Source organism: Sedimentimonas flavescens, assembly GCF_019264375.1.
Taxonomy (GTDB): domain Bacteria; phylum Pseudomonadota; class Alphaproteobacteria; order Rhodobacterales; family Rhodobacteraceae; genus Rhodobacter; species Rhodobacter flavescens.
In genome coordinates, this window is sequence record NZ_JAHVAI010000013.1 from 1 (window position 1) to 13164 (window position 13164).

At 66.1% G+C, this 13164-nt stretch carries 9 protein-coding genes; 3 read left to right on the forward strand and 6 right to left on the reverse strand.

All coding sequences use genetic code 11. The features are described 5' to 3' along the window. Positions 1 to 860: 860 nt before the first annotated feature. A complete protein-coding gene (locus tag KTQ37_RS12795) occupies positions 861 to 3125 on the reverse strand; it encodes an adenosylcobalamin-dependent ribonucleoside-diphosphate reductase (protein ID WP_218631036.1) in 2265 nt (754 codons plus the stop codon). Positions 3126 to 3248: 123 nt separating this feature from the next. Between KTQ37_RS12795 and KTQ37_RS12800 the strand changes: the two genes are divergently transcribed. Further along, entirely contained in the window at positions 3249 to 3671 is a 423-nt protein-coding gene (locus KTQ37_RS12800; RefSeq protein ID WP_218630911.1) for a DUF1489 family protein, read from the forward strand. Positions 3672 to 3842: 171 nt separating this feature from the next. Here KTQ37_RS12800 and KTQ37_RS12805 read toward each other — a convergent pair whose 3' ends face one another. The 5 genes from KTQ37_RS12805 to KTQ37_RS12825 all read right to left on the reverse strand — a co-directional run bounded on the left by KTQ37_RS12805 (position 3843) and on the right by KTQ37_RS12825 (position 10693). Next, positions 3843 to 7148 carry an error-prone DNA polymerase gene (locus KTQ37_RS12805; RefSeq protein ID WP_218630912.1) on the reverse strand — a complete coding sequence of 1102 codons (3306 nt, stop codon included), beginning with the start codon at positions 7146 to 7148 and terminating at the stop codon, positions 3843 to 3845. Then, positions 7145 to 8626: a Y-family DNA polymerase gene (locus KTQ37_RS12810; protein WP_218630913.1), complete on the reverse strand. Its 1482-nt coding sequence runs from the start codon at positions 8624 to 8626 to the stop codon at positions 7145 to 7147. The genes KTQ37_RS12805 and KTQ37_RS12810 overlap by 4 nt, the downstream gene beginning before the upstream one ends. Beyond that, positions 8541 to 9128 carry an ImuA family protein gene (locus KTQ37_RS12815; RefSeq protein WP_218630914.1) on the reverse strand — a complete coding sequence of 196 codons (588 nt, stop codon included), beginning with the start codon at positions 9126 to 9128 and terminating at the stop codon, positions 8541 to 8543. The genes KTQ37_RS12810 and KTQ37_RS12815 overlap by 86 nt, the downstream gene beginning before the upstream one ends. A gap of 195 nt (positions 9129 to 9323) precedes the next feature. Then, positions 9324 to 10121: an SseB family protein gene (locus KTQ37_RS12820; protein ID WP_218630915.1), complete on the reverse strand. Its 798-nt coding sequence runs from the start codon at positions 10119 to 10121 to the stop codon at positions 9324 to 9326. Next, complete coding sequence (locus KTQ37_RS12825; RefSeq protein ID WP_218631037.1) at positions 10118 to 10693, reverse strand: uracil-DNA glycosylase family protein; 576 nt, start codon at positions 10691 to 10693, stop codon at positions 10118 to 10120. The genes KTQ37_RS12820 and KTQ37_RS12825 overlap by 4 nt, the downstream gene beginning before the upstream one ends. 158 nt (positions 10694 to 10851) lie before the next feature. On the opposite strand from KTQ37_RS12825, the gene KTQ37_RS12830 reads away from it, so the two are divergent. After that, positions 10852 to 11505, forward strand: coding sequence for an ABC transporter ATP-binding protein (locus tag KTQ37_RS12830; protein WP_218630916.1), 654 nt, complete (start codon positions 10852 to 10854; stop codon positions 11503 to 11505). Next, positions 11489 to 13159: a capsule biosynthesis protein gene (locus KTQ37_RS12835; RefSeq protein ID WP_218630917.1), complete on the forward strand. Its 1671-nt coding sequence runs from the start codon at positions 11489 to 11491 to the stop codon at positions 13157 to 13159. The genes KTQ37_RS12830 and KTQ37_RS12835 overlap by 17 nt, the downstream gene beginning before the upstream one ends. Positions 13160 to 13164 lie beyond the last annotated feature (5 nt).

Consider the following 13164-nt stretch of genomic DNA (forward strand, 5'->3'; position numbering starts at 1 on the left):
GCCGCTTTCGCGACCCAACTCACCGCAATGGGCGATCGGCTACACGAAACGGAAACGTTCCACCGCTCGCCCATTGCCCCCGCGGCGCAACCGCGCCAAACTCAACCGCGGACTCCGGCATCAGCTGGATGAATGTCGGGGGTCACAGCAATATCTACTATATATTTATTGGAAGTAGTGGTAGTTGGCGAAGCTTAGGGTACATCCATCAAGACATACCTTTAGGCCCCCTCTTAATGTTAAGATGTAGAAAACTTCCCTCGTCCCCAATCCGGCTTGGACAGGTGACACATAGGGGTTGGAAGGGGAGGCTCTGCCGAATGTGGCTTCCAGACTCCTCTGACCCGATCTCCGTCAAAGCCGATATACACACACCTATGGCACCCCGTCTGGCCCCTGCCTGCCCCCCTAGCTGCGTTTACAGATCTTGCGAAAAATGACGTAGGGCAGTCGCTATGGATGACCTCGAGAGGGGGCAAGCCAGTAGGGCTACTATCAGGACCCGAGCCAAGTTGACCAAATCGTAGACCAGAATACGCCTGCTTGATCCGAGCTAGTCCTTGTCGTATCCAATAAAACAAGGGCGATGGCTGCTTGTCGGTGCCTGTAACGGGAGATGAACGGTAAATCCGGACAGCCTCCGGGCACCATTATTCTTCCCGAGTATAGGTTCCATTCTTGTGCATTCTGGTGGGCGTTTCTTTTCCGCCGAACCTCATGAGTGACACGCAATGGTTCAGTCATGGTGTCTTGCCGCCGTGATCAGCCTGCGTCTTTGGTCCACGATCTGCGCAATGAAAAAACCACCGAGGGGAGCCCCGGTGGTTTCATGCTGTGTCATGCGTCAGTAACGCCGCCGATCAGCCGCACTTACTGTGGCCGCAGTCGGCGCAGGTCATGCAGCCTTCCACCTTGCGCATCGCGTAGGAGCCGCAGCTGGGGCAGGCGGCGCCGCGCGGGGCCTCGCCCACCACCATCGCCTCGGCCTTGGGGTCGGCCTTGAGGCCCATGCCCTCGCCCTCGATGAAGCCGATCGAGATCAGGTGGCGCTCGATCACCCCGCCGATGGCCGCGAGGATCGAGGGGATGTACTGCCCCTGAATCCAGGCGCCGCCGCGCGGGTCGAACACGGCTTTCAGCTCCTCAACGACGAAGCTCACATCGCCGCCACGGCGGAACACGGCCGAAACCATGCGGGTGAGCGCCACGGTCCAGGCATAATGCTCCATGTTCTTGGAGTTGATGAACACTTCGAACGGGCGGCGGTGGCCGGCCTGGATGATGTCATTCACGGTGATGTAGATCGCGTGCTCGGACCCCGGCCACTTGAGCTTGTAGGTCGCGCCTTCAAGCGCCGCGGGACGGTCGAGCGGTTCGGTCAGGTAGACGACCTCGGCGCCCTTGTCGGCCTCGGGCGCCTTCTCCGAGCTTTCCGACACGCTCAGCACCGAGCCGGTCACATCGTTCGGGCGGTAGGTGGTGCAGCCCTTGCAGCCCTGATCCCAGGCCGCCATGTAGACGTCCTTGAAGGCGTCGAACGAGATATCCTCGGGGCAGTTGATCGTCTTCGAGATCGACGAGTCGATCCATTTCTGTGCGGCCGCCTGCATTTTCACATGGGCCAGCGGCGCCAGCGTCTGCGCGTTCACGAAATACTCGGGCAGCGGCTTGTCGCCAAACTTGTCGCGCCACATCTGCACGGCGTAATCGACCACCTCTTCCTCGGTCCGCGAGCCGTCCTTTTGCAGAACCTTGCGCTTGTAGGCATAGGCGAAGACCGGCTCGATCCCCGAGGACACGTTGCCCGCGTACAGCGAGATCGTCCCCGTCGGCGCGATCGAGGTGAGCAGCGCGTTGCGGATCCCGTGCTTGCGGATCGCCGCGCGCACATCGTCATCCATCTGCATCATATTGCCCGAGGCCAGGTATTTCTCGGCGTCGAACAGCGGGAAGGGGCCTTTTTCTTTGGCCAGATCGACCGAGGCCAGATACGACGCCCGCGCGATCAGCTTCATCCAGGCTTCGGTCTGCGCGGCGGCCTCGTCCGAACCATAGCGCAGCCCGAGCATCAGCAGCGCATCGGCCAAGCCGGTGACGCCAAGGCCGATGCGGCGCTTGTTTGCCGCCTCTTCGGCCTGCTGCGGCAGCGGGAAGCGCGAGGCGTCGACCACGTTATCCATCATCCGCACGGCAAGGCGCACGAGATTGTCGAGCTTGGCCGGATCCATCTCGGCATTCGCCTCGAAGGGGTTGGTGACCAGCGTGGCAAGGTTGATCGAGCCAAGCAGGCAGGCGCCATAGGGCGGCAGCGGCTGCTCGCCACAGGGGTTGGTGGCCGCGATCGCCTCGACGTAGTTCAGGTTGTTCATCTGGTTGATGCGGTCGATGAAGATCACGCCCGGTTCGGCGAAATCATAGGTCGCACGCATGATCTTGTTCCACAGATCGCGCGCGGGCACCGTGTGATAGATGCGCCCGCCGAAGGTCAGATCCCACGAGCCATCGGCCTTCACAGCCTCCATGAAGGCATCGGTGACAAGGACGGAGAGGTTGAACATCCGCAGCCGGGCCGAATCCTGCTTGGCGGTGATAAACTGCTCGATGTCGGGGTGGTCGCAGCGCATCGTGGCCATCATGGCGCCACGGCGCGAGCCGGCCGACATGATGGTGCGGCACATCGCGTCCCACACATCCATGAACGAGAGCGGCCCCGAGGCATCAGCCGCCACGCCCTTGACCGCCGCGCCGCGCGGGCGGATCGTCGAGAAGTCATAGCCGATCCCGCCGCCCTGCTGCATGGTCAGCGCAGCTTCCTTGAGCATGTCAAAGATGCCCGCCATCGAATCCGGAATCGTGCCCATGACGAAGCAGTTGAACAGCGTCACCGCGCGGCCCGTTCCGGCGCCTGCGGTGATCCGCCCGGCGGGCAGGTATTTGAAATCCTCAAGCGCGCCGTAGAACCGCTCTTCCCAAATCGCGGGGTCTTTCTCGACCTCTGCCAGGGCGCGGGCGATGCGCCGCCAGGTATCCTCCACCGTCTGATCCACGGGCGCACCGTCTGCGTCTTTCAGGCGGTATTTCATGTCCCAGATCTGTTCGGCGATAGGGGCGGCAAAACGGCTCATCCGGTGGTCCTCTGGGTCGGTCATGGCAGGAAAAGGGCGTTCACCATACGGTGAGCATTTCTGCGGGTCAACGCTTTGACGTCACCTTGATGCCCTCTATATTGGGATGGGTTAGGGGGGCGCATGGCCGATCTTGTACATCTGATCAAACTTTGCGTCGGCGCCGAGAAGGTCGAAGACCTGATCGAGTGGCAGCAGAGCCGCTATGGCGACGGCCCCGCTTGTCATGTCACGCGCATGTGGCCCAAGCGCGCCGACGAGATCCTGCGCGGCGGCTCGCTCTATTGGGTTTTCAAAGGGGTAGTGCTCGCGCGGCAACGGATCATCGGTCTCGAAGAGCGGCTCGGCGAAGACGGTATCGCGCGCTGCGCAATCATGCTCGAGCGTGACATCGTGCGCACCGAGGCCTTGCCACGCCGCCCCTTCCAGGGCTGGCGCTACCTGAAGGCCGAGGATGCGCCGCGCGATCTGGCCAAGGGCCGCGCGCGCGAAGATGCCCTGCCGCGTGAACTACAAGCTGCGCTGGCTGAAATCGGCCTGCGATAAGGCCGCCCGGCCCTTTCAATGTGGCACAAATATCCCGGGGGAGCCGAGGTATCGCCTCGGCGGGGGCAGCGCCCCCTTCACCCGCGAGGTAAAGGGTACGAGGCCGGTTTTCGGGGGTATCGCGACCATACGGCTGCTCGGGTGCGACGCGCCGATCGGCCGCCCCAAACGTCAGTGAAAATCGCGGCTGGGGAACAGCCGCTTGGCCTGCTCGCGTGGGTGTCTTGCGCGGGCGGGGTAGCGCGGTGGGCGCGGGGCGTCGTCGGCCTGGGGCTGGGTGATGCCGATCACCTCATCCATCGGGTGGCCCAGTTCCGCCAGCCGATGCGACAGATCCTCGATCTGATCGGCGATCAGATGCACGACGATCCCCTCGCGCTCCAGCCGCCCGGTCACGCGCAAGAGCCGACCGCCCATGACGACGCGGCGATAGCGTTCATAGACCTTGGGCCAGACGACGATATTGGACACGCCGGTCTCATCCTCGAGCGTCAGGAAGATCACGCCCGAGGCCGTCCCCGGCCGCTGCCGGGTGATGACAAGCCCACAGACGGTGGTGCGCTTGAGCGGCGCCGTGGGCAGGCGGTCATGCGGCGTCAGGCCGGGGATGGCGGGGCGCAACAGCTCCATCGGATGGGCGCGCAGTGTCAGGCGCATGGCAAGGTAATCCTCGACCACCTCCTCGCCCAGATGCATGGCGGGCAGGCTGACCGCGGGTTCGCGCAGCCCCTCGCCGTCGAGCGGGTCCGAGAACAGCGGCAGCGGCCGGGGCGCGCGGATCGCCCGCACCTGCCAAAGCGCATCGCGCCGCCCAAGCCCCATGCCGGCGAAGGCATCCGCCTCGGCCAGGCGCTCCAGTGTGGGGGGCTGGATGCCCGCCCGCAGCCAGAGGCTTTCGGGATCGAGATAGCCGTTGCCCCGCGCCGCCACGATCCAGCCCGCATCCTCTTCGCGAAAGCCCTTGATCTGGCGAAACCCCAGCCGCAGTGCCAGCGCCCCGTCGGCGCGGCGCTCCAGCCGGTTGTCCCAGGTGCTACGGTTCACGCAGACCGGGCGCAGCTCGACCCCGTGCTCGCGCGCATCGCGCACGATCTGGGCGGGGGCGTAGAAGCCCATCGGCTGCGAGTTCAGCAGCGCGCAGGCGAAGATCGCCGGGTGATGGCATTTGAGCCAGGACGACACATAGGTCAGCATGGCGAAGGCCGCCGCGTGGCTTTCGGGAAAGCCGTAATCGGCGAAACCCTCGATCTGGGAAAAGCACTGCGCGGCGATCTCCTGGCTGTAGCCGTTGCGTAGCATCCCGTGGATGAACCGCTCGCGGTGCTGGCCGATGGTGCCCATGCGCCGGAACGAGGCCAGCGAGCGGCGCAGCTGGTCGGCCTCTTCGGCGGAATAGCCCGCGCCGACCACGGCGATCTGCATCGCCTGTTCCTGAAACAGCGGCACCCCCAATGTCTTGGCGGTCACCTGCTCCAGCGCGGGGCCGAAAGGCTCGGGGCGCTCCAGCCCCTGGCGGCGGCGGATATAGGGTTTGACCATGCCGCCCTGGATCGGGCCGGGGCGGACGATGGCCACCTCGATCACTAGGTCGTAGAAGGTCGCGGGTTTCATCCGCGGCAGGAAATTCATCTGCGCCCGGCTTTCGACCTGAAACACCCCCACGGCATCGGCCCTTTGCAGCATCCGGTAGGTGGCCGCATCCTCTTGCGGGATCGTGTCGAGTCTATGGTCCACGCCCTCATGCGCGCGCAGCAGGTCAAGCGACTTGCGAATGCAGCTGAGCATCCCGAGCGAGAGGATATCGACCTTGAGAATGCCAAGCGCATCGATGTCGTCCTTGTCCCATTCGATGACGGTGCGACCCTCCATCGCGGCATTCTCGATCGGGCACAGTTCATCAAGCCTGCCACGGGTGATGATGAAGCCCCCGACATGCTGGCTGAGATGGCGGGGAAAGCCGATGACCTCGCTGATCAGGCGGATGGTCTGGGCAAGGCGCCGGTCGCGCGGGTCCAGCCCCAGCTCGCGGATCCGCTCGGGGTCGGCGCCGCCGTTCGACATGCCCCAGATCTGGCCCGACAGCGCGGCGGTCACATCGAGGCTGAGCCCCATGACCTTGCCCACCTCGCGAATCGCCGCGCGCGAGCGGAAATGGATCACGGTGGCGCAAAGCCCCGCCCGGTGGCGCCCGTATTTCTCATAGATCCACTGGATCACCTCTTCGCGGCGCTCATGCTCGAAATCGACGTCGATATCGGGCGGCTCGCCGCGATGGCGCGAGATGAAGCGCTCGAACACCATGCCGATCATGTCGGGCGAGACATCGGTGATGCCGAGCAGGTAGCACAGGATCGAATTGGCGGCCGAGCCGCGCCCCTGGCACAGGATGCCGCGCGCACGGGCCTCGGAGACGATGTCATGCACGGTCAGGAAATAGGCGGCGTAGCCCAGCTCTCCCACCAGACCCAGTTCCTTGGCCATCAGGGTCTGGACGCGCTCGGAGGGGCCGTCGGGATAGCGGCGACGCAGCCCCTCTTGCGCCAGCCGGATCAGCCGCGCCTGCGGGGTTTCGCCATCCGCGATCTCATCGGGGTATTCGTAGCTGAGTTCGGACAGATCGAAGCTGCACCGTGCGGCGATTTCCAGCGTGCGCCGGACGGCGGCGGGGTGGTTGCGATAAAGCCGCGCCATGTCGGACAGCCCCTTCAGGCGGCGCTCGGCATTGGGCAGGGCGCGGGTGCCGATAGCGTCGATGGTGATACCCTCGCGCAGGCAGGTCAGCACATCGGCCAGCTGGCGCCGCGCGGCGCGATGCATCAGCACGTCGCCCACAGCCACCATCGGTGCCGAGGCTCGCAGCGCCAGCGCCGCGCAGGCATCGAACCAGGCCTGATCCGAGCCGTCATAGCGCGGCGCGGCCCCCAGGAAGACATGGCCGGGATAGCGTCGGCCCAAAAGCCGGAGTGGGGCGCGGGCCGCGTTCAGATCAGGTGGCGGCAGAGCGATCAGGATCATCCCCAGACATCCCTCGGCCAGATCGGCCAGATCGAGGTGGCATTCGGCCTTTTCGGCGCGGCGCTTGCCCAGTGTCAGCAGCCGGGACAGCCGGTGATAGGCGTCGCGGTCGGTGGGCAGCGCGATCCACTCGACCGGGCAGTCGCGCAGCACAAGCCGCGCGCCGACGATCAGCCGGGGCAGGCGCACGTCCTCGGGGCAGGGCAGATCCTGCGGCTGCCCCACCTCCTGGCGCGAGCAGGGGTCGATCCGGTGGGTCGAGCGGATACGCAGCGCCGCCCGTTCTTTCTCCAGCGCCCGCAACGCGCTATAGGCCCGCACCACCCCCGCCAGCGAGTTGCGGTCGGTGATGGCGATCGCCTCAAGCCCCAGTTCGGCGGCGCGCAGCACCAGTTCCTCGGGGTGCGAGGCCCCGGTCAGGAAGGTGAAATTCGAGGTGACGCAAAGCTCGGCGTAGCTCATGCGAATTCCCCCTGCACGAACCAGCCGGGGTCTTGCGGCGTGTAGAACAGCCACAGGCGGCGGCCCTGCCGGGTCTCGACCCGCCAGTAATCGCGCATGCCCGAGCGCCAGTTGTCGTCCTCAAGCCACCATTCCGGGGCGATGCGTTCCGGCCCGGTGGCGCGTGCGGTGGCGAATGACATGCGGCGCCAGCGGAACCGCTCGGGCGGCTGCGGGCCCGAGCCTGCGATGGCCTCGGGCGGGAACAGGCGCAGCGGGCGGGGGCGGGGGCTGCACCAGCCGCCCTCGGGGGTGCTGTAGGCCGCCGGGGCGATCAGGAAGCTGCGCTCGGGGATGTGGCTGTCGGCGGGCAGGTATCGTTGCACGTTCTCAAGCCCGATGCGGGTGCCGATGCGGGTGATCAGGTCGGCCAGCCGGTCGGGGGCACCCCGCGCCTGTATCGCGCCGATCTGTTCGACGGGCAGCGGCTCGACAAGCGTTGCCTCCAGCCGGATCTGGTCGATGCCGAAACCCGCGTCCACCTCGGCCACGCCGCGTTCGAACAGCGGCAGGATGCGCACGGCATCGCGCATTGCCGCGGCCAGGCGCAGTTCGACCTGCTGGCTGCCCTGATCGACGCGGCGCAGGGTCAGCTCCAGCCGGCGTGCGCCCACCCCCTGCGCCTTGAGCCGGGCGCAGAGCGGCTCAAGCAGCCGGGCGGTCGCGGCCATCACGTCCGACACAAGGCCGATTGGGTCGGGGAAGGTCAGGCGCAGGCCGAAATGCGGCGGGTCGGCCTCGGGCGAGATCGCCTCGGCCACATCGCCCAGGGCCTGATCGAGCCGCGCCAGAAGCGCCGGGCCGAAGCGGCGCGCAAGGGGCGCGCGCGGGGTGGTGCACAGATCCGCGACGGTGCGCAGGCCAAGCCGTTGCAGGCCGGTGCAGATCGCCTCGTCCAGCCGCAGCGCCGCGACCGGCAGCGGGGCGAGCGCGCGCCGCGTCTGGCCCACCGGGGCGATGCCCGTGCCGAAATGCGCCAGCGCCCAGGCCGCGCCGCGCGTATCGGCCAGCCCCAGCCGCAGCTCCAGCCCGGCCCGCGCGAGGCGCGCCCGCATGTCCTCCAGCATGGCCTCTTCGCCACCCCACAGATGGGTCGATCCGGTCACGTCCAGCACCAGCCCGTCCGCCCCCTCGCGCCCGACCCAGGGGCAATAGCGCTGCGCCCAACGCCCCAGTGCCAGCAGGAAGCGCGCATCGCGCCCGGGCTCGGCGGGGCGGCTGACCAGATCGGGGCAGAAGGCGCGGGCGTCGGCCAGACTCATGGCGCGGTGCAGGCCCAGGGCCTCGGCGCGGGCGTTGAGGCAGTGGATACGCTCGGTATTGCTTTGCCGAAGCGTCAGCGCAAAGGGCGCCTCAATCGGGCGTGTCCGCAGAACCCGGTCGGAGGCCAACCGGGGAAACCACATGCAAACGACGCGTTTCCCGATTCCATCGAACATGCCAGGCCCCAAGTGTTCCCGCTTTGTTCTTAATAATTTCCCACCGCATCAGAGTCGAGTCTTCGTCTTGCGGATCGAAGACCGGCGCGGCGTGCCAGCGCGTTTCCGCCGCGTTCGAGCCCATGCCTTCGGGGATCAGGCAAAGCCCGGTCGCGCCCCCCGCCTGCGCCGCCAGTTGCAGCCGCCGTCCCTCGCGCAGGTTCAGCGGGCGGGTGACCTCGATCACGACAAAGGGCAGCGCGCCATCCTTGAGCGCCTCTTCGGCCACGGCAAGGCTGTCGGTCTGGCTTCCCGTGCGGGTCAGCAAAAGATCCGACGGGTTCATGAAGGACAGAAAGCCCGCCGGGTGCAGGTTGTCCGCCTGCCAGGCCTCGTGCACCCAAAGCACGGGCGTGCCTGTCATGACCGCAGCAATCGCGGCAAAGCCCGTGGCGGCGGGGCCACAGGCCTCATGCACGCGGCCGGCGCGCAGGGGAAAGGAGGGAAGCGGGTGAAACGACATTCCTGAAATCTACCGTAATGCCGTGTCATTTCAAATGACCCTCACCGCGGACCCGAACGGATGTGCTTTCGCCGCCGAAGCGACCACTTGCTTTCGGACGTTCGCCGGGTGCGCCGAGGGGGGCGCTCTATTCCGCAGGCTGGGGGTTTCACACCCCCAGACCCCCGTGGGATATTTGCGCCACGTTGAACGGGGTCAGCGCAGGATGGGCGGTTTGCTCGGGTCCATCCCCGGGGCGACGGGCTTGAGCTCCTGAACTTCCTCTTGCACCGGTTCAGGCAGGTGGAGGACCAGCGCCTTTTCGAGGAGAACCTGGGCTGCGGGGTCAGCCTCGTCCAGGAAGGTCACATCCAGCTCGCCTGCATCGAGGCCCGAAAAGGCGAGCGCCTCGGCCATCGCTTTCGCGATTCCCGCCCGCGCAGGTTCAGGGGCCCCGAGGAAGGCCAGCACATGGCCACGGCGGCCGTCATCGTATTGCACGCCGCCCAGAAGCGCATGTGAGGCAATGCCCGCGAGCTGCGCGAACTTGGCCTCGAAGGCGGGGAGCAGCAGGCCGAGGATTGCGGGGGGCAGGGCCGGGGCCTCGAACGAAGCCGGGCGCGCATCGGTCTGGACGGGGGTATGGGTCAGCGTATCGGTCAGCCATTCGAGCGCCTCGGGGGGCAGCAGCATGGCCGATTCAGCGACGCCAAGGTTGATCCCGAGGCCGATCCCCTCGCCGACCAGATGCTGCGCGATCACGCGGCCCGGAAGCGCGGCATAGGGCACGGGTTCGCCGGTGAATTCGGCCAGACGCTCCTCAAGGTCGAAGGCCAGCACGAAATCGCCATCCTCGGTCTCGAAGACCTGGGGGGTGATGTCTTCGTCCTCGGGTTCGGATTCGAGCAGCAGGAACAGCTCGGCATCGGCCAGACGGTCATAGACGGCCAGACGCAGGGCCTCGTTCTCGGGGTCGGCTTCCATGGCGGCATGGGCGCGATCATAGGGTGTCATAGGGCCTCCTTCACCCGGTCGCGCAGGGCCGGGATCAGCTCGGCCTCGAACCAGGGATTGCGTTTGAGCCATGCCGTATTGCGCCAGGACGGATGAGGCAAGGGAAAGACGCGTGGGGCGTGGTTTTGCCAGCCCGCGACGGTCTGGGTGACATTGCGCGCACCCAGGTGCCAGCGCTGCGCCGCGCCGCCGACCAGCAGCGTCAGCGCGGGGGTGCCAAGCTCTGCCATGATCCGCTCGCGCCAGGTCCGGGCGCAGCGCGCCGGTGGTGGCAGGTCGGTGCCTTTCGCGTCATAGCCCGGAAAGCAGAAGGCCATCGGCACGATGGCGATGCGGTCGAGATCGTAGAATGTCGCCTCATCCACGCCCATCCAGTTGCGCAGCCGATCGCCCGAGGGATCGGTGAAGGGCCGCCCCGAGGCATGGACCCGCGCTCCGGGCGCCTGACCGGCGATCAGGATGCGCGCGCCGGGGCGAAACCAGACCACCGGGCGCGGCGCGTGCGCCGTGGCGGTCGCCCCGAAATCTGTGGCACAGAGGCGGCAGGCGCGGATGTCTTCCGTAAGGCTCAGGTTGACCTCTTCGTTTCGTGAGGCAAAACAGGATCGTTCGATGTATATAGCTTTCGCCAGCCGACAAGGCGACGCCGGTCGTGTCAGGTGGTGAATTTGTTAAATGCCTTGCGCTATGACCGGGCAGGGCGGCCGATGACGGCACGAGACAGGAAGCGATGATCGAGTTCGACAGCGTCAGCAAGTCCTTCTGGACGGGCAAACAGCGCAAGGTGATCCTTGATCGCGCCAGCTTTCGCGTGGAACTGGGCAACAGCCTTGGCATCCTGGCCCCGAACGGGACCGGAAAGACCACGATCATCAACATGATGGCAGGGCTTGAGAAGCCCGATGAGGGCACGATCCGCAAGACCTGCCGGGTCTCGTTCCCGCTTGGCTTCATGGGGGGCGTGAACGCCAAACATTCCGCGCGCGAGAACGCGCGGTTCATCGCGCGGCTCTATGGTCTCGATCCCGATTATGTCGAGGCCTTCTGCCGATGGGTCTGCGGGCTGGAGGAATATTTCGACCGGCCGATGAACACCTACAGCGCGGGGATGCGCTCGCGCTTTACCTTCGCGCTGCTTCTGGCGCTTGAGTTTGACATCTATCTGATCGACGAGGGGATGCCCGGCACCACCGATGTCGAGTTCAATCGCAAGGCGGGCTCTATCCTGAAGGACCGGCTGAAAGAGGCGACTGTGATCATCGTCTCGCACCAGCCGTCGACACTTGAGAAATTCTGCCGCTCGGCGGCGGTGCTGCGCGACGGGCAGCTGTATATGTTCGATACACTGGAAGAAGCGAAGCGGATGTATGACTACCAATCCTAAGGCCGAGAAATACCGCATTCGCCGCAAAGCGCAGCCGCAGGCCGAGGCTACCTTGCCGCCGGGGCTGCAACCGGGTGCCGACCCGGCCAAGCTGTTCGAGCCGCAAGACGACGGCTTTGGGGATATGGATATAGCCCCGGCTAAGCCCGCCGCGCCGGCGCCGGCCGATGGCTCGCCCGGCGATGAAATTGCGGCGATCGAGGCCGAGGGGCTGACCGGGCGCCAGTTGCGCCTTGCGCGCCGCACGGCGCAGAAGCACGGGATCGCGGCAGGCTCGGATTTCGATGCGGTACGACAGTTGCGCCGCCGCGGCATCGATCCGTTCGATCGCGCGGGCTTCATGGATCGGGTGTTGCCCGGCAAGCCCGCAGAGGCCAAGGGGGATGTCGTGCCCTCGGGCGGCGGGCGCAGCCTTGCGAAGATGGTTCTGGGGCGCATGTCGGTGCCAAGCGTGGCGCCGAAACCGCCACCGCCGCCCTCGAACGAGGTGCTGGGGGAGGCGCAGCGCGCCCGTGCGATCATCCGACTTCAACGCGATATTGCCCGTCGCCGCCAGCGCCGGCTAGTGCTGCTGGCCGTCCGACTCGCCTTCTTTGTGCTGCTGCCAACGCTGCTGGCGGGCTGGTATTACTTCCGTGTCGCCACTCCGCTCTATGCTACGAAAAGCGCCTTCATCATTCAGAAGGCCGACGGAATGGGCGGCGGTTCCCGTTTCGGCGGGCTGCTGTCGGGTGTTCAGCTTGGCTCTAGCCAGGATTCGGTGACGGTGCAGGCCTATCTGCAATCGCGCGACGCGATGCTGCGGCTTGATGAAGAGTTCGGCTTCAAGCAGCATTTCTCGCAGCCCTCGATCGATGCGCTGCAACGGCTAGACCCCGATGCGACGAATGAACAGGCCTACAAGGTTTACCAGCGCAACGTGAAGATCGGCTACGACCCGACCGAGGGGATCGTGAACCTTGAAGTGATCGCCGCCGATCCCAATGTATCGCGGCAGTTCTCGGAGGCGCTGATTTCCTTCGCCGAGGAGCAGGTGGATACGCTGACCTCGCGGCTGCGCGACGACCAGATGAAAGGCGCGCTGGAAGGCTATGCCGATGCCGAGGCCAAGGTGCTCGCCGCGCAAGAAAAGGTGCTGACGCTGCAAGAGCGGGTCGGCATCCTGGATCCGGTCTCCGAAGCCGGGCGCGTGATGGGGCAGGTCGCGACCTTCGAGGGGCAGTTGCAGGCCAAGCGGCTGGAGCTGGATCAGCTGCAGGACAACCCCAGCCCGAACCAGGCCCGCGTCGAGGGTGTGAAGGGCGATATCGACCGGCTTGAGCGGCGGATCGTGGATCTGCGCGCGCAGCTGACTGAAACCACCGGAGGGGTCGAGTCGCTGGCCGTCGTGACGGGGCAACTGCGCATCGCCGAGGCCGAGTTGCAAACGCGCCAGCTGATGCTTTCGACCGCCGCACAGCAGATGGAAGGCGCGCGGACCGAGGCGAACAAGCAGGTGCGCTACCTTGAGATGGGGGTGCGCCCTGTCGCGCCCGATGAGCCCACCTATCCACGCGCCTTCGAGAACACGCTCGTGGCCTTCCTGATCTTTTCGGGCATCTACCTGATGCTGTCGCTGACCGTGGCCGTGCTGCGTGAGCAGGTTTCAAGCTGAGGCGT

Bases quoted from the DNA above. Each gene is read 5' to 3' on its own strand.
- KTQ37_RS12795 (WP_218631036.1), bottom strand. From the start codon at position 3,125: ATGAGCCGTTTTGCCGCCCCTATCGCCGAACAGATCTGGGACATGAAA.
- KTQ37_RS12800 (WP_218630911.1), top strand. From the start codon at position 3,249: ATGGCCGATCTTGTACATCTGATCAAACTTTGCGTCGGCGCCGAGAAG.
- KTQ37_RS12805 (WP_218630912.1), bottom strand. From the start codon at position 7,148: ATGAGCTACGCCGAGCTTTGCGTCACCTCGAATTTCACCTTCCTGACC.
- KTQ37_RS12810 (WP_218630913.1), bottom strand. From the start codon at position 8,626: ATGTTCGATGGAATCGGGAAACGCGTCGTTTGCATGTGGTTTCCCCGG.
- KTQ37_RS12815 (WP_218630914.1), bottom strand. From the start codon at position 9,128: ATGTCGTTTCACCCGCTTCCCTCCTTTCCCCTGCGCGCCGGCCGCGTG.
- KTQ37_RS12820 (WP_218630915.1), bottom strand. From the start codon at position 10,121: ATGACACCCTATGATCGCGCCCATGCCGCCATGGAAGCCGACCCCGAG.
- KTQ37_RS12830 (WP_218630916.1), top strand. From the start codon at position 10,852: ATGATCGAGTTCGACAGCGTCAGCAAGTCCTTCTGGACGGGCAAACAG.
- KTQ37_RS12835 (WP_218630917.1), top strand. From the start codon at position 11,489: ATGACTACCAATCCTAAGGCCGAGAAATACCGCATTCGCCGCAAAGCG.